This window comes from Denitratisoma sp. DHT3 (assembly GCF_007833355.1).
In the GTDB taxonomy this organism is placed as follows: Bacteria; Pseudomonadota; Gammaproteobacteria; order Burkholderiales; family Rhodocyclaceae; genus Denitratisoma.
Window position 1 is genome coordinate 1792691 of record NZ_CP020914.1, and the last position, 25899, is coordinate 1818589.

A 25899-nucleotide genomic window follows, 5' to 3' on the forward strand; every position below is an offset into this window, starting at 1 on the left:
ACGCGCCACCTCAGACCCGGTAACCGCCATCCACCGAGAGGATCTGCCCCGTGGTGTAGGCCGCCCGGTTGGAGGCCAGGAACACCACCGCGTCGGCCACCTCGTCGGCGCTCCCCCAGCGCTTCAGGCACAGCTTGGACATGGCGGCCTTTTGCCACTTGTCGGTGAAGGTGCCATCGGCCAGGCGGCGCAGGAAGATGCCGGACTCGATCACGCCCAGAGCCACGCTGTTGGCGCGGATGCCGTAGCGCCCCTCTTCCCTGGCGATGCCCTGGATCAGCGACTCGATCGCCGCCTTGGGCGCCACCGAGAGCACGTCGCCCTCGGGCCAGCGGTGCAGGCCGGCGGAACTGATATGCACGTAAGAGCCGCCGCCGCCCGCCTTGAGATGCGGCAAGGTGGCATGGATCAGATTGAAGAAGCCATTCAGATCGGCATCCATCACCTGGCGCCACTGCGCCGTCGTCATGTCGCGGATCTTGGGCTGGGCGATGTCGGTGCCGGACGCCACCACCACGGTGTGGATGCGCCGATGGGCGGCCAATTCATCCACTGCCGCCCGGATGCCGGCCTCGTCCTCCAGGGAAAGCTGCACCGTCAGCGCGCTCCGCCCCAGGGCTTCGACGGCGGCGGCAGCTTCGGCGGCCCGGGCGGCATTGTTCTGGTAGGTGAGCGCCACATCGCTCCCCGCCTCCGCCAGGCGCTCGCAGATCGCCCGCCCCATGCCGCCGCTGCCGCCGATCACCAGGGCGACCCCCTGGGGAAAGTTCTCTCGTTGTTTTGCCATGGGCACTTCCTGTTGCTATTCCATTGAATACGGCGGCCGCGGCCTCCTCCTGCGGCGGATATTGCCACACGCTGCCCGCGCCGTCTTGGGCACGCCGGCCTCCGATTCTGGAAACCCAGAACATGGCAAGCCTCAATAAATACGACAATGGCTTGTTGAAAAAGGCGTTCCTGTGGAAAACTCGGGACATTGACAGACCATTGACTGCGCAGCCGCCCCCTATGCCCCTCTCCTGGAACGAAATCAAATCCCGCGCCCTGGCGTTTTCCAAGCATTGGGCCGATGCCGGCAACGAAGACGCCGAAGCCAAGCCTTTTCTCATCGCCTTTTTCGAGATATTCGGTATCACCGACAAGCGCATCGCCAACTTCGAGCACGCGGTGAAGAAATACGGTGGTAGTGCGGGTTTTGTCGACCTCTTCTGGCCCGGCATCCTGCTGGTGGAAATGAAATCCCTGGGCAGGAATCTCGACCGGGCCTACACCCAGGCTATGGACTATTTCCCCGGCATCGCCGAGCGCGACCTACCCCGCTACGTGCTGGTCTGCGATTTCGCCCTCTTCCGCCTGTTCGACCTGAGCGAAAACCTCACCCATGAATTCACCCTGGCCGAACTGCACAAGAACGTGCGCCTGTTCGGCTTCATCGCCGGCTACCAGCCCCAGGTCATCAAGCCCCAGGACCCCATCAACATCAAGGCCGCCGAGCGCATGGGGCGGCTGCATGACCAGCTCAAAGCCATCGGCTACGAGGACCGGCCCCTGGCGCTGTATCTGGTACGCCTCTTGTTCTGCCTCTTTGCCGAAGACACCAGCATCTTCGAAAAACGCCAGTTTCAGGATTACATCGAACAGCGCATCAGCGCCGACGGTTCCGACCTGGCCCACCACCTCGCCACGTTGTTCCACCTCCTCAACACGCCGAGGGACAAGCGGCTGAAGAACCTCGACGAGCAGCTGGCCGCCTTTCCCTATATCAACGGCAAGCTGTTCGAGGCCGCGCTGCCGCCGGCCAGCTTCGACACCGCCATGCGTGAAAGCCTGCTCGACCTCTGCGGCCTGGACTGGAGCCTGATCTCGCCGGCCATCTTCGGCAGCCTGTTCCAAAGCATCATGGACGACAAGGCGCGGCGCAACCTGGGCACCCACTACACCAGCGAGGAAAACATCCTCAAGCTCATCAAGCCCCTGTTCCTCGACGGGCTGTGGGCCGAGTTCGAGAAGATCAGGAAGAACCGCAACAAGCTGTTCGAATTCCACAAGAAACTGCGGGGCCTGCACTTTTTCGATCCGGCCTGCGGCTGCGGCAATTTCCTGGTCATCACCTACCGGGAATTGCGCCTCTTGGAACTGGAAGTGCTGCGCGCCGCCTACTCCAACGGCCAGATGGCCCTGGACGTGCATCAGTTGATCGCCGTGGACGTGGACCAGTTCTACGGCATCGAGATCGAGGACTTCCCGACGCAGATCGCCCAGGTGGCCCTGTGGCTCACCGACCACCAGATGAACATCAAGGTCAGCGAGGAATTCGGTGCCTACTTCGTGCGTATCCCGTTGACGCACAGCCCCACCATCGTGCACGGCAACGCCCTGCGACTGAACTGGAACGAAGTACTGCCCGCCGAACGGTGCAGCTATGTGCTGGGGAATCCCCCCTTCGTCGGCCATCAATGGCGCAATGCCGAACAGATGGCCGACATGTCGCAGGTGTGGGGCGACGACGGCCGTTTCGGCCGCCTCGATTACGTGACCTGCTGGCATCGGAAAACTGCCGATTACATGCGTCAGAATCCGGCCATCGCTGCGGCCTTGGTGTCCACGAACAGCATTTGTCAGGGCGAGCAGGTGGGCACGCTTTGGGGCTGGATGCTGGCGCAGGGGATCAAGATTCACTTCGCCCACCGCACGTTCTCATGGAGCAACGAGGCGCGTGGCAAGGCCGCGGTGCATTGCGTGATCGTCGGCTTCGGCTTCGGCGACGTGACCGAAAGAACCATCTTCGAATACGAGGACATCAAAGGCCCAGCCCATACGGTGAAGGCGGCGAACATCAACCCGTATCTTGTGGATGCGCCCGATGTCATCCTGCCTTCACGGACATTGACGCCCGAAGGATTACCGCAGCTCATCAAGGGTAGCCAGCCCACGGACGGCGGGCACCTGTTGCTTACCGAAGCCGAGAAAGCTGAACTGATCGCAGCCGAGCCGCAGGCCGCCGAATGGTTGCGCCCATTCATCGGCGGCGAAGAGCTGATCAACGGTGGACAGCGCTGGTGCCTGTGGTTGAAAGGCATCTCGCCCAACGTGCTGCGCGCCATGCCGCTGGTCATGAAGCGCGTTGCCGCCGTCGCCGAGTCCCGCCGCAAGAGCCCGACCAGGAGCGTGCAGGAGTTCGCCGACAAGCCGACGCTCTTCACCCAGGATCGACAACCGGAAACCCCTTTCCTTGCTTTATCGGAGGTTTCGTCGGAGAACCGTCATTTCATTCCGATAGCGTTCTTCCTCCCGGCTATTGTTCCCGCCAACACGGTTCAGGTCATCCAGGGTGCGAACTTGTTTCACCTCGGCATCCTCTCCAGCACCATGCATAACGCTTGGATGCGGACGGTAGCAGGGCGTCTTGAAAGCCGTTACCGCTATACCCCTTCCGTCTACAACAACTTTCCCTGGCCGCAGCAGTTCACCAAGCAAGCAAGCAAGCAAGCAAGCAAGCAAGCAAGCAAGCAAGCAAGCAAGCAAGCAAGCAAGCAAGCAAGCAAGCAAGCAAGCAAGCGGATGCCTCGCTGGATGAAAAGTTCCATAAAAATATCGAAATCGCTGCACAAACCGTGCTCGACGCCCGTGCCGCCCATCCGGGGGCGAGTCTTGCCGATCTTTACGACCCGCTCTCCATGCCGCCCGATCTGGTGAAGGCCCACCAGAAGCTGGACGCTGCCGTCGATGCCGCCTACGGCTACAAGGGCGCCGCCACCGACGCGGCGCGCGTGGCGTTTCTGTTCGGTCTCTATCAGGAACTCACCAGTCTGTTGCCGATGGAAAAGCTGCCGTCCCGCCGGCGCGGGCTTTCGAAGGAGAAAGTATGAACAAGAAGATCACATCACCGGATAGCCCCGAAAACCATCTGATCGTATTTCAGGAACGCAGCATCCGGCGCACCTGGCACAACGAAGAGTGGTGGTTTTCTGTCATTGATGTTTGTGCGGTTCTGACCGAAAGTGCCGACCCAGGTGCTTACTGGCGCAAGCTGAAGCAACGGTTGGCGGCCGAGGGCAGTGAAGTCGTGACATTTTGTCACGGGTTGAAACTCGAAGCACCGGACGGCAAGCAACGTGCGACGGATTGTGCCAATACTGAGGGGCTGTTCCGCATCATCCAGTCCATCCCCTCGCCCAAAGCCGAACCTTTCAAGCGCTGGCTGGCGCAGGTGGGCTACGAACGTGTGAAGGAAATCGAAAACCCTGAACTCGCCAGCGCCCGCGCCCGCGAGCTGTATCAGGCCAAGGGCTACCCGCAGGCTTGGATCGAGAAGCGGCTGCGTTCCATCGCCGTGCGCGGCGAACTGACCGACGAATGGAAGGCACGCGGTGTAAAGGAAGGCAGGGAATACGCGATCCTGACAGCCGAGATCGCCCGTGCCACCTTCGGTGTAACGCCCGGCGCCCACAGTCGGCTGAAGGGCCTGGACAAAGTGAAGACTGGCAACAAGCTGCGCGACCACATGACCGATCTGGAACTGATCTTTACCATGCTCGGCGAAGCCAGCACCACGGAGATCGCCCGCCGCAAGGATGCCCAGGGGTTTGTCAAAAATCGCGACGCGGCCAAGGAGGGCGGCAGCGTGGCGGGCAACGCGCGCAAGGAACTGGAAGCAAAAACCGGCAAATCGGTGGTGAGCCGGACAAACCACCTGTCCCTGGAAGGCGCGGCAGGCCGCCCCGAAACAAAATCGTCGACCAAGCGCCTCAAGTCGTAGCGGGCGTTTCACCGGCGAATTCTCCATCGCGGAAATCCGCCCGCGCCACCATCGTCGTCACACCGAGTTGTACCTTGCGTCTGGCCTGATCTGACAGGTATTGGCCTGTCGTGTTCTGTTCCCGCTGGCGCATAAACCGCATCATGCCCCCGATGGAACAAGGAGGAGGACAACCACGATGGGACTTCGAGGAGACGCCGCGATCGCCGGCTACGTCGAACTGAAACCGGAAAAGAAGCCGCAGGGCGAGCCGCTGTTCTGCATTGAGCAGTGGGCGCGGCTGGCGCAACTGGCGCTGCAGGACGCGGGCATCGAGAAGCACGAGGTCGACGGCCTGGTGACGTCGGCGATCGCCGAGTCCGCGATGTTCGCGCCGGCGACCCTGGCGGAATACCTGGGGCTGGAAGTCAATTTCGCCGAGCACGTGGATCTGGGCGGCGCCAGTTCCGCCGGTGCCATCTGGCGGGCCGCCGCGGCGATCGAATTGGGCATCGCCGAGGTGGTGGTCTGCGCCTTCCCGGCCGGCCCCATGCCGATGCCGCCGGAGCTCAAGCCGCACCCCTTCCCCTTCGGCGCCTCGAGCAACGAGTACGGCTCGCCCCAGGCCCAGTTCGACATCCCCTACGGCAACCTGGCGCAGAACTGCGGCTACGCTCAGATCGCGAACCTCTACGCCGCGCGCTACGGCTACGACCCGCGCGCCCTGGCCAAGATCGCCGCGGACCAGCGCGCCAGCGCCTGCGCCAACCCGGATGCGATTTTCTACGGCCAACCGCTCAGCATCGACGACGTGCTGAACAGCCCGATGATCGCCGACCCGATCCACCTGCTGGAGATCGTCATGCCGGTCGCCGGCGGCGCCGCGGTGGTGGTGACGAGCAAGGAGCGGGCGGCCCGCGCCAGGCATCGCCCGGTCCGCATCACCGGCTGCGGCGAGCGGCTCGCCTTCAAGACGCCGACCTACGCCCCCGATCTCCTGCACACGCCGATCGCCGCCGCGTCCGCTCAGGCCTTCGCCATGGCGGGCGTCTCCCATGCCGACATCGACATGGCGTCGATCTACGACTGCTACACCATCACCGTGCTGATGACCCTGGAGGACGCGGGCTTCTGCCCGAAGGGCAAGGCCGCGGAATTCATTCACTCCCACGACCTCAGCTACCGCGGCGACTTCCCCTGCAACCCCCACGGCGGCCAGCTCTCCTTCGGCCAGACCGGCATGGCGGGCGGTATGCACCATGTCATCGACGGCGCCCGCCAGATCATGGGCCGGGCCGGCGGCAATCAGGTGAAGCACTGCAACCGGGCCTTCGTCACCGGCAACGGCGGCATCATGAGCGAACAGGTCGTGCTGATTCTGGAGGGCGCATGACATGAAAAAACCACTCCCCATCCCGACGCCCGACAGCCGTCCCTTCTGGAACGGTCTGGCCGAGCGGAAGATCCTGCTCAAGCACTGCCGCCAGTGCGACCACCTGTTCCACTATCCGCGCATCACCTGCCCCCACTGCCTGTCCTCCGATCTCGAATGGAGGCAATCTTCCGGCCGGGGCACGCTCTACACCTACACCATCTCGCGCCGCCCCACCCATCCGCTGTTCGCCGACGAGGTGCCTCAGTACCTGGCGGTGGTCGAACTCGAGGAAGGCCCGCGCGTCACCAGCACCCTGGTCAACGTGCCCGAGGACAAGATCAAGATCGGCATGGAACTGGCGCCGGTCTTCGAGCGCCACGAGAAGCAAGGGGCCACCTTGCTGCGCTTCCAGCCGGCCGACGCCGCCCTGCGCGGCGCCCAGGCGCCGGCCGCGGAGAGCAAGCCAGCGGGCGGCAGCCCGCTGACGCCGGAAGTGCTGGCCTACATCGGCCGGCAGAGCGACAAGATCAGCGGCTATCCCGTCTCCGCCGAGGAGATCCGGCGCTTCTGCTACGCCACGGAGGACATGAATCCGCGCTTCCTGGACGCCGGCTCCGATCCCGCCGGCAGCGTCGCACCGCCGATGTTCCTGTCCATCCCCTTCGACTGGGAAGTGCCGATGGGCGATCTGCCCGCCGACGGCACGCCGCAGCAGAACGACGGACTGCCCTACCCGCCGCTCAAGGCCAAGCGCAAGCTGTTCGGCGGCTATCAAGTGGAGTACTTCCAGGAGATCCGGCCGGGCGACGTGCTCACGCGCCAGCGCAAGATCCTCGACATCTACGAGCGCAGCGGCGGCAGCGGCAGTTCGGTATTCGTGGTGATCGAAGCCACCTATACCAACCAGCGCGGCGAGAAGGTGGCCGTCGACATCAACACGATCATCAACCGCTAGCAGTCAAGCCGGCCACGCCGGGACCGGGGAGAAGACGCTTCGATGGAGACCTTTGTCATTTGGCCGAAAAAGCAGCAGGAAGGCCCTCCCCCTCCCTTCCTCCCCCTCTCCGGGGGAGGTGACGAAGTTCGCTCGCTACGCTCGGATATTCGACCTGCCGTTTCAATTCGCCATTTCACGCAACGGGAGCACGAAAAATGAATGCACCGCAAACCCGCTACTACGAAGACGTACAGGAAGGCATGGAGTTGCCGCCGGTGACCAAGACCGTCACCACCACCCAGATGTTTCTCTACAGCGCCATCACCCGCAATCCGCACCGCATCCACTACGACGAGAAATTCGCCCACAGCGAGGGACTGCCGACGGTCCTCGTGCAGGGTCCGCTCCAGGGCGCCCAATTGTCCGCCTACGTCACCGACTGGATGGGGTCGGGAGGGTTCCTGAAGAAGTTCTCCTATTCCAATCGCGGCATGGCGCTGCCCGGACAACCGCTCACCCTGCGCGGCAAGGTGACGCGGAAGTACCAGGTGGACGACCGCGCCGCCGTGGATCTGGAACTGTGGGAGGAAAACGCCGCCGGCGACCTCCTGGTGCCGGCCAGTGCCACGGTGCTGCTGCCCTCCCGCACCAACGCATAAGCGGGGAGGTGCGAGGCCATGGAAACCGTCGCGGAAATCTTCCTCGCCCGGCGCAACGACAGCCGGCCCGCCCTGTATTTCGAAGACCGCAGTTGGAGCGGAGCCGAACTGGTGGCGGAATGCGCGGCCCGCGCCCATTACCTGCTCGCCCATCGGGCACCGGGTCCCTTCCATGTCGGGCTGCTGTTGGACAACGTCCCGGAGTACGCGTTCTGGGTCGGGGCCTGCGCCCTGGCCGGCGCGACCTTCGTCGCCCTCAACTCGACCCGCAAGGGCGCCGATCTGGCGCGGGACATCGGCCATACCGAATGCCAGTTCGTGCTGATCGAATCCCGCTACCGGGAACAGGTGCCGGACGATACGGCCGCCGCACTCGGTAACAGTCTCGGCAACGGTCTCCTGGTGGTGGATGCACCGGACTACGCGGCGACCCTCGCCGCTCACCGCGGCCTGCCCCCGCCGCAGGCCGGCGTCTCGCCGCGCGACACCGCCTGCCTGATCTTCACCTCGGGCACCAGCGGCGCGCCCAAGGCAGTGATCTACTCCAATGTCCGGGTAATGCGCAACTGCATGATGCTGGTGCAGAGCCAACAGCTGACCGCCCGGGACGTATCCTACGTGCCGATGCCGCTGTTCCACTCCACGGGGTTGATCATGGGCCTGCTGGCGTTGCTGGCGGCGGGCGGGGCGGTGGTCCTGCGCCGCAAGTTCTCCGCCTCCGGATTCCTGCCCGACGTCCGCAAATTCGGCGCCACCAGTTTCTGCTACGTGGGCAAGCCCCTGGCCTACATCCTCGCCACCGAGGAGAAGCCCGACGACCGCGACAATCCACTGCGCGTGGTGTTCGGCAGTGAAGCCACCGACATCGATATCGCCAATTTCAAACGCCGCTTCGGCTGCCCGGCGATCGACAACTACGGCTCGTCCGAAGGTTGCATCACCATCCTGCGCGGCGAGGGCACGCCGCCGGGCTCCATCGGCCGTGGCGTCTCGGAGCAGATCCGGGTGATGGACCCGGAGACCGGCGCGGAATGCCCGCGTGCCGTGTTCGACGCGCATGGGGTGCTGCAGAACGGCAACGCGGCCATCGGCGAACTGGTCAATCTCGACGGCGGGGCGATCTTCGAAGGCTACTGGAACAATCCGGCCGCCCGCGAGCAGCGCATCCGCGACGGCGCCTACTGGAGCGGCGACCTGGCCTACCGGGACGCCGCCGGCTTTTTCTATTTCGCCGGCCGCAGCAGCGAATGGCTGCGCGTGGACGGCGAGAATCTGTCCGCCATCCAGATCGAGCAGGTGCTGGCGCGGCATCCCGGCATCGCCGTGGCGGCGGTCTATGGCGTGCCCGACCCGCTCGTCGGCGACCGGGTGATGGCGGGTCTGGAACTCAAACCCGGTAGCCGGCTCGACATGGCGGAGTTCAAGGTCTTCCTGGAAAGCCAGGAGGACTTCGGCAGCAAGTGGATGCCCGCCTTCGTCCGGATCAGCGAGCGATTGCCCACCACCCAGACCAACAAGGTGCTGAAGCGTGACCTCAAGCGGGAAGCCTGGAACTGCGCCGATGCCGTCTGGTGGCGGCCGCTGCGCGGCGGCCCCTACCAGCCGCTGACCAGCGCCGACACCGACGAATTGCAGCGCCTCTTCGTGAGCCGGGGGCGCGGCCATTTGCTTCCGCAGGGAGAATGACCATGGACTTCTGCTTTTCGCCGGAGCAGGAACAGTTCCGGCAGGAGATACGCCAGTTCCTGGCGGACAACGTGACCGATGCCCTGCGCGAGGAGATCGCCGTCTCGGGGCATTCCCCCGGCCCCCTGGGCAAGGCGTTCCTGCGCCTGCTGGGCGAGAAGGGCTGGCTGGGCATCGGCTGGCCCAGGGAGTACGGTGGCCAGGGCCGCTCGATGATCGAACAGTCGATCTTCTATCACGAGCTGGATCTGCAGGACATCCACTACGGCAACCTCACCATCACCTCCCTGGCGATGACCCTGATCAAGCTGGCCTCGGAGGCGCAGAAGCGGGAATACCTGCCGCGCATCCTCAAGGGCGAGCTGGAGATCTGCCTGGGCTATACCGAGCCCGGCGCCGGTTCGGACCTGGCCAGCGTCGCCACCCGCGCGGTGAAGGAAGGCGACGGGTACGTCGTCACCGGGCAGAAGGTGTTCACCACCGGCGCCCACTATGCCAGCCACATCTGGCTGCTGGCCCGCACCGATCCAACGGCGCCGCGGCACAAGGGGCTGTCGGTGTTCATCTTCCCGCTCGACACGCCCGGCGTCACCGTGCGCCCCATCTACACCATGGAAGGCATCCGCACCAACGAGGTGTTCCTCGACCAGGTGCGGATTCCCGCCAGCGCCATGATCGGCGCACCCAACACCGGCTTCTACACCATCGCCGTCGCCCTGGATTTCGAGCGGGTGTTCATCGGCAAGTACACCAAGATCCGGCGCAATTTCGAGGCCCTGGTGCGCTGCTGCAAGGAGCCCGGCGACGATGGCAGGTCCCTCTACGACGACCCGGTGGTGCAGGACCAGTTGGTACGGCTGCATATCGATGTCGAACGCCTGCGCCTCCTATGCACCAAGACCGCCTGGCTGATCGACCAGGGCAAGGTGCCCAACGCCGAGGCCTCGGCCCAGAAGGTGCTGGCTTCCGAGCTGGAGCAGCGGCTGGCCGACGAGGGCATGCGGATCCTCGGCCCACGCGCCCTGCTCGAATATGGCTCCCCCCATGTGCCGATGCAGGGCTACCTGGCGCAATCCTGGCTGCTGGCGCCGATGATGAAATTCGGCGGCGGCACCAATGAAATCCAGCGCGACATCATCGCCCAGCGCGGCCTGGGCCTGCCGCGAGGCTGAAAAACAGCCAAGCCGGAACCCAACAGGGAAAGCTGCGATGAGGAACGGTGCCGGTTGGCCGGCCAAGGGCAGGAAGACCCACCCCCTCCCGGCCTCCCCCTCTCCGGGGAAGCTGACGGTATTGGCTCGCTACGCTCGGCTGTTTGACTTGCCGTTTGAATTTGCCATTTCACGTTACGGATGACAGGACCATGGAACTGGACTTCACCCCCGAACAACAACAGATCAAGGACGCGGTGCGCCGCTTCCTTTCCCGGGAATGCCCGCCCAGCCTGGTGCGCAGGATGCGCGAGGAGCGGATCGCCCTGCCCCGCGACATCTGGCGGCGCATGGCCGAGTTGGGCTGGCTGGGCCTGCCCTTCGACGAAAGCTACGGCGGCTCGGGCGGCGACTGGGTCACCCTGGCGGCGCTGGTCGAGGAACTGGGCCGGGCCTGCGATCCCACGCCCTTCGCCGACTGCGTCCTCACCTGCGGCTGGCTGCTCCAGGATCTGGGCAGCGAAGCGCAGAAGCAGCGCTGGCTGCCGCCCCTGATCGAGGGCGAGTTGATGCTGAGCCTGGCCAGCCATGAGGAACAGGCCCTGCGTGACGCGGGCGAACCGCCGACGACGCTACGGAAAGGCGACGGCGGGCTGCGTCTTTCCGGCCGGAAAGGCTTCGTCGAGAACGCCGCCGACGCCGACTTCCTCCTGGTCAGCGCGGTGATGGACGGCACGGGCGAACCATGCCTGGTGATGGTCGCGCCCCGCGCAGAAGGCGTCGAACTCATCGCCCTGCATTCCCTCGCCCATCCCAATCTCTACGAGGTCGGGTTCCGCGATGTCGCCCTCGCGCCGGACCAGTTGCTCGCCCGCGGCCCCGATCTGCCGGCACGCCTGACGGCGGCGCTGGACCGCACGGCGGCGTTCCAGTCCGCCGCCGCGGCCGGCGGCGCGCGCCGGGTGCTGGAAATGGCGCTCGACTACGCCAAGGAACGGCAGCAGTTCGGCAAGCCCATCGGCAGCTTCCAGGCGGTGCAGCATCTGCTGGCCAACGCCTGGTCCGAAGTGGAGACCGCCTGGCTCGCCGCCTACGAAGCCATCACCCATCTGGAGGCCGACCTGCCGGGCGCGGCGGACAAGGTGGCGGTCGCCAAGTGCGCCAGCAACGAAACCTTCGTCCGCACCTGCTTCAGCGCCCATCAGGTGTTCGGCGGCATGGGTTACATGTGGGAGACCGACCTGCACCTGTGGACGCGCAAGGCCAAGGAAATCGAAATGGCCTGCGGCGGCATCTATCCCTACCGGCGGCGACTGGCGGCGAGCCTTTGAACCATCTGCCGGAGGCGCCTGGCGCCTCCGGTTCAGTGTTCCTCGGAAGGACGGTTGCGGAACGTGCGCGGCGACATGCCGGTCCAGCGCCTGAAGGCGCGCGAGAAACTGGTGGGTTCGCTGAAGCCGAGCCGTTCGGCGATGGCCTCCACCGTCAGCCGGGAGGACTCCAGATAACTGCGCGCCAGGCTGGCGCGGACGTCGTCGACGATGTCCTGGTAGGAATGCCCGCCTTCATGCAGCTTGCGGCGCAAGGTGCGGGCGCTGATCGACAGCGCCTCGGCGCAGGCCTCCAGCGGCAGGGCGCAATCCGCGCCGGCCAACAGCCGGGCGCGGATTCCGGCGACGAGACCCTCCGGATCACCGCTGTCCCGGCCGACCAGGCGCTCGCAATGGGTCCGATACATGAGTGCCGCGTGGCTGCTGGCCAGGGGCAGGCGCGTGTCGAGAAAGGCGGCGTCGAAGCGGATCTGATTGCGTGGAGCGTCGAAACGGATCGGGCAGGAGAAATACTTGCGGTAACTGGCGGCATGGGCCGGCTGCGGATAGGCGCAGCAGAGTTCCCTGACGGGCAGATCGCGGCCGGTGACGCTGCGGGTGTTGCTGAGAATGCTGCCGAGAATCTCCTCCACGGCGAACTGGGCCAGGTCTCCCAGTTCCGGCGCCACCTCGATCTGGAAGGTCGCATTCCGCGCCTCCTCATGCAGGGAAAGGAACAGCAGCCGCCCCGAAAAGCGGCCGATCACCCGCTGATATTCGTTCCCCACCCGCAGGGCCTCGCGGAAAGTCTCGCAGCACATCATCGCGAAGCCGAACCGGTCCAGGGTGGAGATATGCCGGTGGATCCCGAGTTCCAGGCCGAGGGCGGGGTCCCGGCTCAGCCGCCTGGCATTGCGCAGCAAGGCGACATGCTGCTCGTCGCTGATTTCCGCGGCCGGTTCCGCCAGGTTCCGCTCCTCGATGCCCGTCCCCGCCAACAACTGGGCGGGGGAGACGTCATGGGCGAGCATGAAATCGGCCAACCAGGCCACGTAGTTCATGGAAACCAAGATCATTCCTCCTGGAGGACGTTCTGCCGACGCTTATCGCTCAGAGATCGGTGACGCAGCAAGAGACCATTGACGGGAACGATGCGCCCCTTACCGGCCGGAATCCGGTCCAGGCCGTATTCCATGCAGACAAGAGGAGACGCCATGATACCGGGAGCCTGCCCCGACGACGACCTTCCGCGTCCGGTGTGCAGCGCCGCCCATGACTGGCGGCCACGGCGGGCGATACGGGCCCGCCGTCGGGCGGATCAAATCGGCTAAAATTGTCCTCTTTAGCCAACCCCTGCTGGAGAATTCCCATGTCCATGGCCGACCGCGATGGTTTCATCTGGTACGACGGCAAACTCGTGCCCTGGCGCGAAGCCACCACCCACGTGCTGACCCACTCCCTGCACTACGGTCTGTCCGTGTTCGAAGGAGTCCGCGCCTACAACACCGTCTCCGGCACCGCGATCTTCCGCCTCAAGGAACACACCGACCGCCTGTTCAACTCGGCCCACATCTACATGATGAAGATCCCCTACAGCCGGGAGCAGATCATGGAGGCGCAGAAGGAAGTGGTACGCGCCAACAAGCTCGAATCCTGCTACCTGCGGCCGATCGCCTTCTACGGTTCGGAGAAGATGGGCATCTCCACCCGCGGCGCCACGGTCCACGTGGCCGTCGCCGCTTGGCCCTGGGGCGCCTATCTGGGCGAGGAGGCGCTGGAGCAGGGCATCCGCATCAAGACCTCCAGCTTTGCCCGCGCCCATGTGAATTCGATCATGCCCCGCGCCAAGCTGGCCGCCACCTACGCCAACTCCATCCTGGCGAACCTGGAAGCCACCCAGGACGGCTACGACGAGGCCCTGCTGCTGGACACCGAGGGCTTCGTCGCCGAGGGCGCCGGCGAGAACCTGTTCGTCATCAAGGACGGCGTGATCTACGAGCCCGAGATCGCCTCGGCCCTGACCGGCATCACCCGCGCCTCGATCATCGCCCTGGCGGCCGAGCTCGGCTATGAAGTGAAGAGCCGCCGCCTCACCCGCGACGACATCTACATCGCCGACGAGGCCTTCTTCACCGGCACCGCCGCCGAGGTCACCCCGATCCGCGAACTGGACAACCGCACCATCGGCGCCGGCAAGCGCGGCCCCGTGACCGCCCGGTTGCAGGCCCTGTTCTTCGACGTGGTCAACGGCAAGGTGCCGGCCCACGCCGACTGGCTCACCGCTGTCTGAGAATCAGAGGAACCATCATGTCCCAAGCCACCGCCGACACCGCCCGCCAGGTGGATGTCACCGCCCACGACCTGCCGCTCCACTGCCCCCGCCCCGGCGCACCGCTCTGGGCGCGCCATCCCCGGGTGTTCCTCGACGTGCTGAGGAACCGCGAGGGCAAGGCGGTCTGCCCCTACTGCGGCACCGAATACACCTTCACCGGCGAACGGCCGAAAGGCCACCATTAACAGCGTGGGGCGCCCCGCGCGCATCCTGGTCGTCGCGCCGTCCTGGATCGGCGACATGCTGATGGCCCAACCCCTGCTGACCCGACTGGCGGCCCGCGGGGCGGAGATCGACGTGCTGGCGCCGGACTGGTGCGCGCCGTTGCTGGGTCGCATGGCGGAAGTGCGCCGGGTCATCGCCAGTCCCTTCCGCCATGGCGACTTCGCCTTTGCCGCGCGCCGCGCGCTGGGCCGCGATCTGGCCGGCGCGGGCTACGACGAGGCCGTGGTGCTGCCCAACTCCTGGAAGTCGGCCCTGGTGCCGTTTTTCGCCCGCATCCCGAAACGCACCGGCTTCACCGGCGAGGCCCGGATCGGCCTGCTCAACAATCGCCACCGCCTCGACAAGGCCGCCCGGCCCCAGCTGGCGCAGCGCTACGCCCAACTCGCCGACGCACCGGGAGCGCTGCCGCCGCAATCCCTGCCGCGGCCCCGCCTGCTGTCGTCGCCGGCGCAGCAGCAGGCAAGCAAGGCCGCCCTCGGCCTGGACCCGGCGGCCGAACCCACCATCTTCTGCCCCGGCGCCGAATACGGCCCCGCCAAGCGCTGGCCAGCGCGGCACTTCGCCGAGCTGGCGCGCCGCCTGGCGGCCGACGGCGGCCCGATCTGGCTGCTGGGTACCGCAAAGGACACCACCGTCGGCGACGAGATCGCCGCCCTGTCGGGCGGCGCCGCGCGCAATCTGTGCGGCCGGACCACCCTGGAGCAGGCGATCGACCTGATCGCCTGCGCGCGCCAGGTGGTCAGCAACGATTCCGGACTGATGCACGTCACCGCCGCCCTCGACCGGCCGCTGGTGGCCCTCTACGGCTCGTCCAGCCCGACCTACACGCCCCCGCTGTCGCCCCGGGCGCGCATCCTGTCGCTGGACCTGCCCTGCAGCCCCTGCTTCCAGCGGGAATGTCCGCTGGGGCATCTGAAGTGCCTGGAAGACCTGGCGCCCGAGCAGGTTCTCATCACCCTCGGCGATCTTGCCCATGCCCAGCCGTAAGTCCTTCTTCGCCTCTCCCGACGATGCCGAAGCCGCGTTCTACGAGGCGCTGGAGCGCGCCGACCTGGAAGCCATGATGGCCATCTGGGCGGAGGACGAGGAAGTCGTCTGCGTGCTGCCCGGCGGCCCCCGCCTGGCTGGCTACGGCATGGTCCGCGAGGCGTGGCGGCGGATTTTCGAAAGCGGCTACCGGATCAGGTTGCAGATCACCAGCCTGAGCCAGGTGGTGAATCCCTTCACCGCGATCCACAGCCGGATCGAGCACGTGACCATCGATGGCGACAACGCCCATTTCGCACCGATCGTCGCCACCAACATCTTCATCCGCGGCGCCCTGGGCTGGCGCCTGGTGATGCGCCACACTTCGCCGGCGCCGCCGGAAATCGCAGGCGACATTCCAAAGATCCTGCACTGACCGGCCCGACCGCCGTGCGGTGGGCAGCGGCCGCGCATCTCATGCAATAATTCCGGCCGCTCCCCCGACTCAGCGACCCGACTCCGGAACCGATCATGACACTGCCCGCCCAGGAAATCTTCAAGGCCTATGACGTTCGCGGCATCGTCGGCGAGACCCTGACGGCGGAGGCGGTGCGCGCCATCGGCCAGGCGCTGGGCAGCGAAGCCCTGGCGCGCGGCGTCGCCGCCGTCGTGATCGGCCGCGACGGCCGGCTCTCCGGCCCCGAACTGTCCACGGCCCTGGCCGACGGCCTGAACCACGCCGGCGTCGACGTGATCGACATCGGCCGGGTGCCGACGCCGGTCACCTATTTCGCCGCCTTCGAGCTGGGCACCGAGAGTTGTGTTTCCGTCACCGGCAGCCACAACCCACCCAATTACAACGGCCTCAAGATGGTGCTGGGCGGCCAGACGCTCTACGGCGAACTGATCCAGGACCTGCGCCGGCGCATCGGACACGGCCACCTGACCGAAGGCCAGGGCCACGTGCGCCACGCCGACGTCAGGGAAGCCTATCTGAACCGCATCGTCGGCGACGTGAAGCTCGCCCGGCCGATGAAGATCGTGGTCGATTGCGGCAACGGCGTGGCCGGCGATTTCGCCCCGGAACTGTTCCGCCGCATGGGTTGCGAGGTGGTGGAGCTGTTCTGCAAGGTCGACGGCAACTTTCCCAATCACCATCCGGACCCCTCCAAGCCGGAGAACCTCCAGGACGTGATCCGCGCCCTCAAGGAGACCGACGCCGAACTGGGCCTGGCCTTCGACGGCGACGGCGATCGGCTCGGCGTGGTGACCAAGGACGGCGAGATCATCTACCCCGACCGCCAGCTGATGCTGTTCGCCGCCGACGTGCTGGCGCGCAATCCGGGCGCCCAGATCATCTACGACGTGAAGTGCTCGCGCTGGGTGGCGCAGTCGATCCGCCACCAGGGCGGCGTGCCGCTGATGTGGAACACCGGCCACGCGCTGATCAAGGCCAAGCTCAAGGAAACCGGGGCGCCGCTGGCCGGCGAGATGAGCGGCCACGTGTTCTTCAAGGAACGCTGGTACGGCTTCGACGACGGCCTCTACGCCGGCGCCCGCCTCTTGGAGATCGTCTCGCGCTGGACACCGGAGCAAGGCGGGGCCAACTGGCCCCTGAAGCATCTGCCGAACGCCATCTCCACGCCGGAACTGAACCTGAAGATGCAGGAAGGCGAGCCCCACCGGCTGATCGCCAAGCTGCAACGGGAAGGCCGCTTCCCCGGCGCCCGGGAACTGATCACCATCGACGGCGTGCGCGCCGAATATCCGGACGGCTTCGGGCTGGCCCGTGCATCCAACACCACGCCGGTCGTGGTGCTGCGTTTCGAAGCCGACAGCGCCGCCGCCCTGGCGCGGATCCAGGCCGAATTCAAGACTGCCCTGATCACCGTCTGGCCGGGGCTCAAGGTGGATTTCGATGAATCCGAGCACTGAAGAAATATTCATCGGGCGCCAGCCCATCCTCGACCGCGACCATCAGCTCTATGCCTACGAGCTGCTGTTCCGCAGCGGCAAGACCAACGTCGCCAACATCTCAGACAACCTGGCCGCCAGCGCCAGCGTGATCAGCCACGCCTTCGCCGAACTGGGCATCGAGCGGGCCCTGGGACCCTACAAGGGTTTCATCAACTGCGACGCGTCGCTGCTGCTGTCGGACATGCTGGAAATCCTGCCCGCCGAGAAGATGGTGCTGGAGGTCCTGGAAACGGTCGAACCCACATCCGAGATCGTCGAGCGCTGTCGGGAACTGAAGACCCGCGGGTTCACCCTGGCCCTGGACGACTTCGTCAATTTCGAGGACAAGTGGAGCCCCCTGCTGGACCTGGTGGAAATCGTCAAGGTGGACATCATGCCCCTCGACACCGCCGCGCTCATCGCCACCACCCAGGCCCTGCGCCGCTGGCCCGTGACGTTGCTGGCGGAGAAGGTGGATTCCCGCGAACTGGCCGACCAGTGCCAGCAACTGGGCTACAGTCTGTTCCAGGGCTATTACTTCGCCAAACCGGCGATCCTGGCCGGCAAGAAGCTCAGCCAGTCGCAGCTGGCCCTGATGCAGCTGCTCGGGCTGGTGATGGACGACGCCGAAACCCGCGACCTGGAAGCGGTATTCAAGCGCGAAGCCGGCCTCACCATGAACCTGATGCGTCTCACCAACTCGGTGGCCACCGGCGTCATCACCCGCGTCACCTCCCTGCGCCACGCCATCACCGTGCTGGGCCGGCGCCAACTGCAGCGTTGGCTGCAACTGCTGCTGTACACCAATCCGGCCGGCGGCAACGTGGCCAGCCCGTTGCTGCAAATGGCGGCGGCGCGGGGCCGGCTGATGGAGCTGCTGGCCACCCGGATGTACCGGGGCAAACACGACTTCGAGGATCGCGCCTTCATGACCGGCATCATGTCCCTGATGCCGACGTTGATGGGGGTGCCCATGGCCGACATCCTCAAAGGCATCAGCATCGCCGGCGACGTGCAGATCGCCCTGGAGACCCAGGAGGGCGAGCTGGGCACCATGCTGCAACTGGTGCAGGCGCTCGAAACCGGCGACGGCGGTATCTGCCACGACCTGACCGAGCAACTGCCGGGGCTGGACCACGCCATCATCAACGCCTGCCTCTCCGAGGCCCTGGCCTGGGCCAGCAGCATCGGCCAGGAAAACCCGTCGGATTAATCCGGCCAAACCGGAACCTGACCGGGAAAGCCGTGGTGAGAAGCGGTGCCGGCTGGCTGGAAAAGCAGCAGGAAGGCCCACCCCCTCCCGGCCTCCCCCTCTCCGGGGGAGGTGATTGAATTTGCTCGCTGCGCTCGAAGTCGCCAGATATTCCGGTTTTATGCTCGACCGGCGGCAGGCTCAGACGGGCAGCCCGCGTCCCTTCATCCAGTCGCGCAGCGCCAGGCCGGTGCCGCCGTCCCAGGGCACCAGTTCCGCCGGCGGCACCAGCTTGTAGGCGGCCAGTTCCGCGTTGAGCGCGATCTCGCCGCGGGCCCGCACATGGTAGGCGATGATCAGTTCGTTCTTGCGCGGGAAGGGATAGAGGCCGATCAGCGCCACCGCCTCGGTGTCGAGGTTGGTCTCCTCCTTCACTTCGCGCGCCACCGCCTCTTCCGGCGACTCGTCGCGCTCCAGGAAACCGGTGATCACGGCATAGAACTCCATCGTCCAGGCCGCGTTGCGGGCGAGCAGGATGCGGCCATCGCCATCCGTGCCATCCAGATATTCGATGATCGCCGCCACCACCGGCAGCGGGTTGTCCCAATGGACGAAGCCGCATCCGGCCGCCGGACAGGCCAGCCGCGCGCGCGCGCCCAGATCGCGCGCCGCCAACGGCGTGGCGCAGCGAGGACAGTATTTCATCGCACCGGCTCCTGGACGGTCGGCTGCGCCGCAGGCACCACCACGCCGGGCGCCAGGGGGATTTCCTCCACCGGCGTGACGGCGATGACGAAATGACGGGTATCGCCGAAGCAGGAAGTCGGCAGACCGACCCTCTCCTCGTAATGCAGCGCCACCCGCTTGCCCATCGACCGGTTGATCGCCTCGACGACTTCCGCCGCGCGGACGGTGAAATGGAATTTCTCCGGCGCGGAGCCGGGCATCGACACCATCGCCAGCTCGCCTTCCCAGGTCTTGCAGATCCACCCCTTGTGTGACAGTTTCTGCACCCAGCCCGCCCGTTCGCCGCTGGAGTAGCTCCAGTTCAGGGCCAGGGCGAAATAGACCGCCACGGCCAGCAGCAATGCCGCCAGCGCGATGCCCAGGCGCTTCGCCCAGGGTGGCGTCACAGCCGTTCCTCGACCCAGCCCTGGACGGAAGCCAGGGCCGACGCCAGGTTCTCCGGCTGGGTGCCGCCGGCCTGCGCCATGTCGGGCCGGCCGCCGCCCTTGCCGCCCACCTGCTGCGCCACCATGTTCACCAGTTCGCCGGCCTTCACCTTGGCGGTGAGGTCGGCGGTGACGCCGGCGATCAGCGTGACCTTGCCGTCGCCGACCGAGGAGAGCACGATCGCCGCGCTCTTCAGCTTGTCCTTGAGCTTGTCCATGGTCTCGCGCAGTGCGCCCACGTCGGCGCCCTCCAGCTGCGCCGCCAGCACCCTGGCGCCCTTCACCGTCGCCGCCTGGTCCGCGAGGTCGTCGCCCTGGCTGGCGGCCAGCTTGGACTTGAGCCGGGCCAGTTCCTTCTCCAGGCCCCTCACCTGCTCCAGGATCTGCGCCACGCGCTGCACCGCCTCGCCGGGCTGGGCCTTGACCTGGGCGACGATCTCCTGCAACTGCGCCGCCTGCTGCTGCACCTGGGCCAGCGCGCCCTCGCCGGTCACCGCCTCGATCCGCCGCACGCCGGCGGCCACGCCGCCCTCGGCGACGATCTTGAACAGGCCGATGTCGCCGGTGCGGGCCACGTGGGTGCCGCCGCACAATTCCTTGGAGGAACCGATGGTCAGCACCCGCACCTCGTCGCCGTACTTCTCGCCGAACAGCATCATCGCGCCGCTCTTCTGGGCGTCGTCCAGCGCCATCACCTCGGCGCGGGTGGCGGCATTGGCCAGGATCTCGGCATTCACCAGCGTCTCCACCCGGCGCAGCTCGGCGTCGGTGAGGGGCGCATTGTGGGCGAAGTCGAAGCGGGTCTTGTCGGGATCCACCTGCGAGCCCTTCTGCTGCACGTGGCCGCCCAGCACTTCGCGCAGCGCCTTGTGCATCAGGTGGGTGGCGGAGTGATTGCGTATCGTGCGGCCGCGCGCCTGCGCATCCACCCGCGCGCTGACGCCGTTGCCCACGGTCAGCATGCCGGTCGTGACCACGCCGTGATGGCCGAAGACACTGGCCTGTATCTTCTGGGTGTCCTCGACGGCGAAGATGCCGTGCGCGGAGCGCAGCTCGCCGCGGTCCCCCACCTGGCCGCCGGACTCGGCGTAGAAGGGCGTGTCGTCGAGCACCACCACGCCCAGGTCGCCCTCGCGCAGCTCATTGACCGCCACCCCGTCCTTGTAGAGGGCCAGCACGTTGCCCCGCGTCTCCAGGGATTCGTAGCCGTGGAAGGCGGTGGCCGGTCCCGCGTACTCCAGGTTGGCGGCCATCTTGAACTTGCCGGCGGCCCGCGCCTGCTCCTTCTGCCGCGCCATCGCCGCGTCGAAGGCGGCGCCGTCGACATTGACGCCGCGCTCGCGGCAGATGTCGGCGGTCAGGTCGAGCGGAAAACCGTAGGTGTCGTGCAGCTTGAAGGCGGTCTCGCCGTCGAACAGGTTGGCGCCGGCCTTTTCCATGTCGGCCAGTTCGGCTTCCAGGATCGCCATGCCATGCTCGATGGTGGCGAAGAAACGGTCCTCCTCCTGCTTCAGCACGTCCGTCACGCGCGCCTGGTTCTCGGCCAGTTCGGGATAGGCGGCCCCCATCTCGGCCACCAGGTCCGGCACCATGCGATGAAAGAAGGCGGCGCGCGCGCCCAGCTTCCAGCCGTGGCGGATGGCGCGGCGGATGATGCGGCGCAGGACGTAGCCGCGCCCTTCGTTGCCAGGGATGACGCCGTCGGCGATCAGGAAGGAACAGGCGCGGATATGGTCGGCCAGCACCTTGAGGGACGGACTGTTCATGTCGGCGCCCGAGGTTTCCCGCGCGGCGGCGGCGATCAGGCGCTGGAACAGGTCGATCTCGTAGTTGGCATGCACGTGCTGCAGCACGGCGGCGATGCGCTCCAGGCCCATGCCGGTGTCCACCGAGGGCTTGGGCAGCGGGTGCATGACGCCCGCCTCGTCGCGGTTGAACTGCATGAAGACGTTGTTCCAGATTTCGATGTAGCGGTCGCCGTCCTCGTCCGGGCTGCCCGGGGGGCCGCCGGGAATGCCTTCGCCGTGGTCGTAGAAGATCTCGGTGCAAGGGCCGCAGGGGCCGGTATCGCCCATCATCCAGAAGTTGTCGGAAGCGTAGCGGGCGCCCTTGTTGTCGCCGATGCGGATCACCCGCTCGGCCGGCACGCCGACCGTCCGGGTCCAGAGCTCGTAGGCCTCGTCGTCCTCGGCATAGACGGTGACCCAGAGCCGGTCCTTGGGCAGCTTGAAGACGTCGGTGAGGAGCTCCCAGGCGTAGGCGATGGCGTCGCGCTTGAAGTAGTCGCCGAAACTGAAGTTGCCCAGCATCTCGAAGAAGGTGTGGTGGCGCGCCGTGTAGCCGACGTTCTCCAGGTCGTTGTGCTTGCCGCCGGCGCGCACGCACTTCTGGGCGGTGGTGGCGCGGCTGTAGGGGCGCTTGTCGAAGCCGAGGAAGACGTCCTTGAACTGGTTCATCCCGGCGTTGGTGAACAGCAGCGTCGGATCCTCGTGGGGAACCAGGGAACTGGAGGCGACGATCTGGTGGCCCTTGGAGGCGAAGAAGTCGAGGAATTTCTGGCGGATCTCGGCGCTTTTCATGGCGAAGGAAGGGAATTTCGTGAAACGCCGATTTTACGCGAAGCCATAGTCCCGAAGAAGCAAAAAGACCCGCACCGGGCGGGTCTTGGCGACGACGGGGAAAAGCGGCGTCAGCGCCGTTTCGGCGACGACCAGGACTCCACCGCCACCAGGCCGTCGGCCCGGCGCATCGCGGTGTCGAGCGCCTCCTTGGCGGGCTTCTCGTTGCGCCAGACGAACTCCGTTTCCTCGCCGAGGATCTCCCGCAGCCGCTCCAGGCCGCCGCCATTGCGCACCCGAGGAATCTTGGGCGCCGACAGGCGGCGCTCCGCCAGGTCGGTCACGGCCGCCGGCACGCCGGCCTCCCGCAGCGCCTTCATGGCCTCGGGCATCATCGGCAGATAGCCGGTGGCGCGCACCCAGGTCCGCTGGTTGTCCGGCTGCATCAGAAAGGCGATGAAGCTCGCCGCCACCTTGTATTCCGGCTTCTTGAAGCCGGCCAGCAGCCAGAGCCCGGCACCGTCGGGCAGCACGTTGCGCGGCAGCACGCCGTACTGATCGTCGTAATGGGGCAGCATCGCCACCCCCACCTGGAGATTGCCTTCCCGGGCGATGTCGGCGTACAGGCTGGACTGGCTGGTCAGCATGCCGCATTCGCCGGAAAGGAAGTGCGCGTCGCCTTCCCGGCGCGGACCGTAGTACTTGAAGTAGCGGCTCTTGTACCAGCTGGAGAGCAGCGCCAGGTGCTTGACGCTGATCAGGCTGTTGAAGGCGATCCGGTTGGGTTTCACCAGCATCGCCTCATTGTGCTGGGACAAGAGGTTTTCCATATGCACCCAGGCGAAACTGGAAGTCGTCAGTGGGCAGCCGCTCCCCGCGTCGAACAGGGCGCCGGCGGCCTTCTGCACCTCCCACCAGGTCCGGGGCGGAGTCTCGGGGTTGAGGCCGGCCTTGCTGAATGCCGCCTTGTTCCAGAACAGCACCGGTACCGACAGCCCCAGCGGCAAGGACTGGAGGCGGCCCGCCGGGTCATCCTCGGCGTCGGCGATCTGCGGATAGAAGCGCCGCGTATCGAGTTTCTCGCCGGCTTCCTTCATCACCTCGTACAGCGGGCGAAAACGGGGGCGGGTATCGAAAAAAGCCAGGCTGTCGTCCGGGTCCAGGAACGCCATCTGCGGCAGATGCCGCTTGTCCTCCACACCCGCCAGCCCCTGCAGGACGACCCGGGCCTTGTCTTTCCGCGCGTCGTTGAAGCGCAGGGTCAGGGCGGTCAGGGCGTCCAGCGCCTTGCCTTCCAGGGCGTGGCGCAACACCACTTCCTGAGCCTGGGCCGACGCCATCAGCACCAGGCCGGCGGCCAGGGCCAGGAACATTCGTTTTGACACAATCCGCAACATCACCTGCTCCACTGCAATTTCCCGCCGCGCAGTCTAGCAGCCTGCCGGACCGCTTGCTGCCCAGTCCGCCCGTCATGTCGTACGACCACGGCTTAAAGAAATCCCTCCGGCTGCCGTACAATCCGGGGATCATGCTGATCCGCGCCATCATCATTCTGCCGCTGACTGCGCTCGCCCTGACGGCATGCGACCAGTTGGGACTCGAAACCCCGGCCCAGGCCAACGCCCGCGTCGAGGCGGACGGCAAGGCCGTCGGCGGCGCCTGCCGCCACGCCGGCCGCGCGCTGGAAGACTGCTACGAACTGAATCGGCGCGCCTCCAAGGCGGCGGTGTATGCCGGCTGGCGCGAGATGGACGCCTACATGCGGGAAAACGGCATCGCCGTGGTCGTCCCCAGCGGGGAAGCCGCGGCTCCGGCAAGCGCCAACACGCCATCGGAGGCCGCGCCGGCGGAAACGCCGGGCGCCGCCGCTGCGGATGCCGGCAGCGCAGCCAAACCCGGCGCGGCCGGCGCCCAGGCAGACGAAAAGGGCGGGAGCGGGGGCGGCGCCAGGCCCACGGAAAAACCGGCGCCCAAGCCCGCCGCCAAGAATGCCGCGGCGGCCACGGGCCCCACGCGCACCTGAAAGTCCGCCCCGCCGGCACTCCCGGTTTCCCCGATTCCGTGATTCCGTGTGAAGGCCGAGGCTTTCCAGTAGAATCGCGGCGTTTTCCACGCCTTGCCGGTTAGCGTGCGCGAGCATCTCCGCTCGCATTCCAACATCCCGTCGCTGCCTGAACCGGTACCCCGCGAGGGGCAGGCCTGTTCAGGAGTATTGATGAAATTCGAAGACCTCGGGCTGTCGCCCGAACTGCTGCGTGCCGTGCATGAGGCAGGCTACAGCACCCCCACGCCGATTCAGGCCCAGGCCATTCCCATCGTATTGCAGGGGCTGGACGTCATGGGCGGCGCCCAGACCGGCACCGGCAAGACCGCGGGCTTCACCCTGCCGCTGCTGCAACGCCTGGCCCGCCATGCCACCACCTCGCCCTCGCCGGCCCGGCATCCAGTGCGGGCGCTGATCCTGGCGCCGACCCGGGAGCTGGCGATGCAGGTGCACGACAGCGTCAAGACCTACAGCAAGTACGTGCCCCTGCGCTCGGTCTGCATCTACGGCGGCGTGGACATCAAGCCGCAGATCGCCGAACTGCGCGAGGGTCGGGAGATCATCGTCGCCACGCCGGGCCGGCTGCTCGACCACGTCGAGCAGAAGAGCGTCAGCTTCGCCCAGGTCGAAGTGCTGGTGCTCGACGAGGCCGACCGGATGCTGGACATGGGCTTCATTCCGGACATCAAGCGCATCCTCGCGCTGCTGCCGAAGACGCGCCAGAGTCTGCTGTTCTCGGCCACCTTCTCCGACGAGATCAAGAAGCTGGCCGACGCGATGCTGAAGAATCCGCAGCTGATCGAGGTCGCCCGGCGCAACGCGGTGAATGAAACCATCACCCATCGGGTGCACCTGGTGAACAGCGATCACAAGCGCCATCTGCTGCTGCATCTGCTGCAGGCGTCGAACCTGTCGCAGGTGCTGGTCTTCGTCGGCACCAAGTTCGGCGCCAGCCGTCTCGCCAGCTGGCTGGAACGCCAGGGCGTGAAGGCCGAGGCCATCCATGGCGACAAGAGCCAGCAGCAGCGCACCGAGGCCCTCGAGGCCTTCAAGAGCGGCACCGCCCAGGTGCTGGTGGCCACCGACGTGGCGGCGCGGGGCCTGGACATCGACGACCTGCCCCACGTGATCAATTACGAACTGCCCCATACCGCCGAGGATTATGTGCACCGCATCGGCCGCACCGGCCGGGCGGGCAAGAAGGGCGACGCCACTTCGCTGGTGGCGCCGGAGGAAAAACCCCGCCTGGCGGACATCGAGAAACTGATCAAGTTCAAGATCGATCAGGTGGCGGTGCCCGATTTCGATCTCGGCGCCGTCCGTGACCACGAGGAACGCGGCCGCCACGGCCACTTGCGGGAGCGGGACAGCCGCGGCGTCCATGGCCCACGCACCTCGACCCGCCTGCCGTCGGCCAGCGCCCGCCTCCCGGCCGTTGCCGCCGACGGCTTCGACTTCAGCAAGCCCTATACGCCGAAGGCGGCGGGAGCGGACGGCGAGTCCGAGAAAGAGGCCGCCCCCCCGCGCCGGCCGCTGCGGCCGGTGGCCGCCCTGTTGGGCGGCATGGGCAGCAAGAAGTCGCAGTAGCCGCCCGGCGC

Annotated in this window: 24 protein-coding genes; 17 read left to right on the forward strand and 7 right to left on the reverse strand. The window is 66.4% G+C overall.

The features are described 5' to 3' along the window. Positions 1 to 10: 10 nt before the first annotated feature. Positions 11 to 787, reverse strand: a complete 777-nt coding sequence (locus B9N43_RS08265; protein WP_145841795.1) for an SDR family NAD(P)-dependent oxidoreductase — start codon at positions 785 to 787, stop codon at positions 11 to 13. Between the two features lie 221 nt (positions 788 to 1008). Between B9N43_RS08265 and B9N43_RS08270 the strand changes: the two genes are divergently transcribed. The 9 genes from B9N43_RS08270 to B9N43_RS08310 all read left to right on the forward strand — a co-directional run bounded on the left by B9N43_RS08270 (position 1009) and on the right by B9N43_RS08310 (position 11877). Continuing rightward, the gene (locus tag B9N43_RS08270; RefSeq protein WP_145841796.1) at positions 1009 to 3696 is read left to right on the forward strand and encodes a DNA methyltransferase; all 2688 of its coding nucleotides are present in this window, start codon (positions 1009 to 1011) and stop codon (positions 3694 to 3696) included. Then, on the forward strand, positions 3615 to 3869 hold the full coding sequence (locus B9N43_RS17360) for a type IIL restriction-modification enzyme MmeI (protein WP_315904561.1): 255 nt from the start codon (positions 3615 to 3617) through the stop codon (positions 3867 to 3869). Before B9N43_RS08270 ends, B9N43_RS17360 begins: the two co-directional genes overlap by 82 nt. After that, complete coding sequence (locus B9N43_RS08280; protein WP_145841798.1) at positions 3866 to 4759, forward strand: Bro-N domain-containing protein; 894 nt, start codon at positions 3866 to 3868, stop codon at positions 4757 to 4759. The genes B9N43_RS17360 and B9N43_RS08280 overlap by 4 nt, the downstream gene beginning before the upstream one ends. 178 nt (positions 4760 to 4937) lie before the next feature. Then, positions 4938 to 6131, forward strand: coding sequence for a thiolase family protein (locus tag B9N43_RS08285; protein ID WP_145841799.1), 1194 nt, complete (start codon positions 4938 to 4940; stop codon positions 6129 to 6131). A gap of 1 nt (position 6132) precedes the next feature. Then, positions 6133 to 7068, forward strand: a complete 936-nt coding sequence (locus tag B9N43_RS08290) for an OB-fold domain-containing protein (protein WP_145841800.1) — start codon at positions 6133 to 6135, stop codon at positions 7066 to 7068. Between the two features lie 197 nt (positions 7069 to 7265). Further along, on the forward strand, positions 7266 to 7709 hold the full coding sequence (locus B9N43_RS08295) for a MaoC/PaaZ C-terminal domain-containing protein (protein ID WP_145841801.1): 444 nt from the start codon (positions 7266 to 7268) through the stop codon (positions 7707 to 7709). Positions 7710 to 7727: 18 nt separating this feature from the next. Next, the gene (locus B9N43_RS08300) at positions 7728 to 9395 is read left to right on the forward strand and encodes an AMP-binding protein (protein ID WP_145841802.1); all 1668 of its coding nucleotides are present in this window, start codon (positions 7728 to 7730) and stop codon (positions 9393 to 9395) included. 2 nt (positions 9396 to 9397) lie between these two features. After that, on the forward strand, positions 9398 to 10567 hold the full coding sequence (locus tag B9N43_RS08305; RefSeq protein ID WP_186454036.1) for an acyl-CoA dehydrogenase family protein: 1170 nt from the start codon (positions 9398 to 9400) through the stop codon (positions 10565 to 10567). 191 nt (positions 10568 to 10758) lie between these two features. Further along, positions 10759 to 11877: an acyl-CoA dehydrogenase family protein gene (locus B9N43_RS08310; RefSeq protein ID WP_145841804.1), complete on the forward strand. Its 1119-nt coding sequence runs from the start codon at positions 10759 to 10761 to the stop codon at positions 11875 to 11877. Positions 11878 to 11909: 32 nt separating this feature from the next. Here the strand turns inward: B9N43_RS08310 and B9N43_RS08315 are convergent, their stop codons facing one another. Then, complete coding sequence (locus B9N43_RS08315) at positions 11910 to 12932, reverse strand: AraC family transcriptional regulator (RefSeq protein ID WP_145841805.1); 1023 nt, start codon at positions 12930 to 12932, stop codon at positions 11910 to 11912. Continuing rightward, the gene (locus B9N43_RS17180) at positions 12929 to 13072 is read right to left on the reverse strand and encodes a hypothetical protein (protein ID WP_186454037.1); all 144 of its coding nucleotides are present in this window, start codon (positions 13070 to 13072) and stop codon (positions 12929 to 12931) included. Before B9N43_RS17180 ends, B9N43_RS08315 begins: the two co-directional genes overlap by 4 nt. 153 nt (positions 13073 to 13225) lie before the next feature. Here B9N43_RS17180 and B9N43_RS08320 point away from each other — a divergent pair, with 153 nt between their 5' ends. From B9N43_RS08320 to B9N43_RS08345, 6 genes are all read left to right on the forward strand, one after another. Beyond that, the gene (locus tag B9N43_RS08320) at positions 13226 to 14146 is read left to right on the forward strand and encodes a branched-chain amino acid transaminase (protein WP_145841806.1); all 921 of its coding nucleotides are present in this window, start codon (positions 13226 to 13228) and stop codon (positions 14144 to 14146) included. A 17-nt stretch (positions 14147 to 14163) separates the two neighbouring features. Next, entirely contained in the window at positions 14164 to 14373 is a 210-nt protein-coding gene (locus tag B9N43_RS08325) for a zinc-finger domain-containing protein (RefSeq protein ID WP_145841807.1), read from the forward strand. 4 nt (positions 14374 to 14377) lie between these two features. After that, complete coding sequence (gene waaF / locus B9N43_RS08330; protein ID WP_145841808.1) at positions 14378 to 15400, forward strand: lipopolysaccharide heptosyltransferase II; 1023 nt, start codon at positions 14378 to 14380, stop codon at positions 15398 to 15400. Beyond that, positions 15387 to 15815, forward strand: coding sequence for a YybH family protein (locus B9N43_RS08335; protein ID WP_145841809.1), 429 nt, complete (start codon positions 15387 to 15389; stop codon positions 15813 to 15815). Before waaF ends, B9N43_RS08335 begins: the two co-directional genes overlap by 14 nt. 95 nt (positions 15816 to 15910) lie before the next feature. After that, positions 15911 to 17314: a phosphomannomutase/phosphoglucomutase gene (locus B9N43_RS08340; RefSeq protein ID WP_145841810.1), complete on the forward strand. Its 1404-nt coding sequence runs from the start codon at positions 15911 to 15913 to the stop codon at positions 17312 to 17314. Further along, positions 17298 to 18548, forward strand: coding sequence for an EAL and HDOD domain-containing protein (locus B9N43_RS08345; protein ID WP_145841811.1), 1251 nt, complete (start codon positions 17298 to 17300; stop codon positions 18546 to 18548). The genes B9N43_RS08340 and B9N43_RS08345 overlap by 17 nt, the downstream gene beginning before the upstream one ends. Positions 18549 to 18728: 180 nt before the next feature. Here the strand turns inward: B9N43_RS08345 and B9N43_RS08350 are convergent, their stop codons facing one another. From B9N43_RS08350 to B9N43_RS08365, 4 genes are all read right to left on the reverse strand, one after another. Further along, positions 18729 to 19232, reverse strand: coding sequence for an NUDIX domain-containing protein (locus tag B9N43_RS08350; protein ID WP_145841812.1), 504 nt, complete (start codon positions 19230 to 19232; stop codon positions 18729 to 18731). Then, positions 19229 to 19660 (reverse strand): hypothetical protein, encoded by a 432-nt coding sequence (locus tag B9N43_RS08355; protein WP_222428842.1) that lies wholly within the window; start codon positions 19658 to 19660, stop codon positions 19229 to 19231. Before B9N43_RS08355 ends, B9N43_RS08350 begins: the two co-directional genes overlap by 4 nt. Continuing rightward, entirely contained in the window at positions 19657 to 22278 is a 2622-nt protein-coding gene (alaS, locus tag B9N43_RS08360) for an alanine--tRNA ligase (protein WP_145841813.1), read from the reverse strand. Before alaS ends, B9N43_RS08355 begins: the two co-directional genes overlap by 4 nt. A gap of 110 nt (positions 22279 to 22388) precedes the next feature. After that, entirely contained in the window at positions 22389 to 23630 is a 1242-nt protein-coding gene (locus B9N43_RS08365; RefSeq protein WP_186454038.1) for an extracellular solute-binding protein, read from the reverse strand. 155 nt (positions 23631 to 23785) lie between these two features. Here B9N43_RS08365 and B9N43_RS17185 point away from each other — a divergent pair, with 155 nt between their 5' ends. Both B9N43_RS17185 and B9N43_RS08375 read left to right on the forward strand, forming a co-directional pair. After that, complete coding sequence (locus tag B9N43_RS17185) at positions 23786 to 24280, forward strand: hypothetical protein (RefSeq protein ID WP_186454039.1); 495 nt, start codon at positions 23786 to 23788, stop codon at positions 24278 to 24280. Positions 24281 to 24472: 192 nt separating this feature from the next. Beyond that, positions 24473 to 25888 (forward strand): DEAD/DEAH box helicase, encoded by a 1416-nt coding sequence (locus B9N43_RS08375; RefSeq protein WP_145841815.1) that lies wholly within the window; start codon positions 24473 to 24475, stop codon positions 25886 to 25888. Positions 25889 to 25899 lie beyond the last annotated feature (11 nt).

What these genes read in the sequence shown, in the direction of transcription:
- B9N43_RS08340 (WP_145841810.1), top strand. Translation starts at nt 15,911, where the DNA reads ATGACACTGCCCGCCCAGGAAATCTTCAAGGCCTATGACGTTCGCGGC.
- B9N43_RS08335 (WP_145841809.1), top strand. Translation starts at nt 15,387, where the DNA reads ATGCCCAGCCGTAAGTCCTTCTTCGCCTCTCCCGACGATGCCGAAGCC.
- alaS (WP_145841813.1), bottom strand. Translation starts at nt 22,278, where the DNA reads ATGAAAAGCGCCGAGATCCGCCAGAAATTCCTCGACTTCTTCGCCTCC.
- B9N43_RS08345 (WP_145841811.1), top strand. Translation starts at nt 17,298, where the DNA reads ATGAATCCGAGCACTGAAGAAATATTCATCGGGCGCCAGCCCATCCTC.
- B9N43_RS08305 (WP_186454036.1), top strand. Translation starts at nt 9,398, where the DNA reads ATGGACTTCTGCTTTTCGCCGGAGCAGGAACAGTTCCGGCAGGAGATA.
- B9N43_RS08265 (WP_145841795.1), bottom strand. Translation starts at nt 787, where the DNA reads ATGGCAAAACAACGAGAGAACTTTCCCCAGGGGGTCGCCCTGGTGATC.
- B9N43_RS08350 (WP_145841812.1), bottom strand. Translation starts at nt 19,232, where the DNA reads ATGAAATACTGTCCTCGCTGCGCCACGCCGTTGGCGGCGCGCGATCTG.
- B9N43_RS17180 (WP_186454037.1), bottom strand. Translation starts at nt 13,072, where the DNA reads ATGGCGTCTCCTCTTGTCTGCATGGAATACGGCCTGGACCGGATTCCG.
- B9N43_RS08375 (WP_145841815.1), top strand. Translation starts at nt 24,473, where the DNA reads ATGAAATTCGAAGACCTCGGGCTGTCGCCCGAACTGCTGCGTGCCGTG.
- B9N43_RS08285 (WP_145841799.1), top strand. Translation starts at nt 4,938, where the DNA reads ATGGGACTTCGAGGAGACGCCGCGATCGCCGGCTACGTCGAACTGAAA.
- B9N43_RS08300 (WP_145841802.1), top strand. Translation starts at nt 7,728, where the DNA reads ATGGAAACCGTCGCGGAAATCTTCCTCGCCCGGCGCAACGACAGCCGG.
- B9N43_RS08315 (WP_145841805.1), bottom strand. Translation starts at nt 12,932, where the DNA reads ATGATCTTGGTTTCCATGAACTACGTGGCCTGGTTGGCCGATTTCATG.
- B9N43_RS08320 (WP_145841806.1), top strand. Translation starts at nt 13,226, where the DNA reads ATGTCCATGGCCGACCGCGATGGTTTCATCTGGTACGACGGCAAACTC.
- B9N43_RS08365 (WP_186454038.1), bottom strand. Translation starts at nt 23,630, where the DNA reads ATGTTCCTGGCCCTGGCCGCCGGCCTGGTGCTGATGGCGTCGGCCCAG.
- B9N43_RS08295 (WP_145841801.1), top strand. Translation starts at nt 7,266, where the DNA reads ATGAATGCACCGCAAACCCGCTACTACGAAGACGTACAGGAAGGCATG.
- B9N43_RS08280 (WP_145841798.1), top strand. Translation starts at nt 3,866, where the DNA reads ATGAACAAGAAGATCACATCACCGGATAGCCCCGAAAACCATCTGATC.
- B9N43_RS08310 (WP_145841804.1), top strand. Translation starts at nt 10,759, where the DNA reads ATGGAACTGGACTTCACCCCCGAACAACAACAGATCAAGGACGCGGTG.
- B9N43_RS08270 (WP_145841796.1), top strand. Translation starts at nt 1,009, where the DNA reads ATGCCCCTCTCCTGGAACGAAATCAAATCCCGCGCCCTGGCGTTTTCC.
- B9N43_RS17185 (WP_186454039.1), top strand. Translation starts at nt 23,786, where the DNA reads ATGCTGATCCGCGCCATCATCATTCTGCCGCTGACTGCGCTCGCCCTG.
- B9N43_RS08325 (WP_145841807.1), top strand. Translation starts at nt 14,164, where the DNA reads ATGTCCCAAGCCACCGCCGACACCGCCCGCCAGGTGGATGTCACCGCC.
- B9N43_RS08290 (WP_145841800.1), top strand. Translation starts at nt 6,133, where the DNA reads ATGAAAAAACCACTCCCCATCCCGACGCCCGACAGCCGTCCCTTCTGG.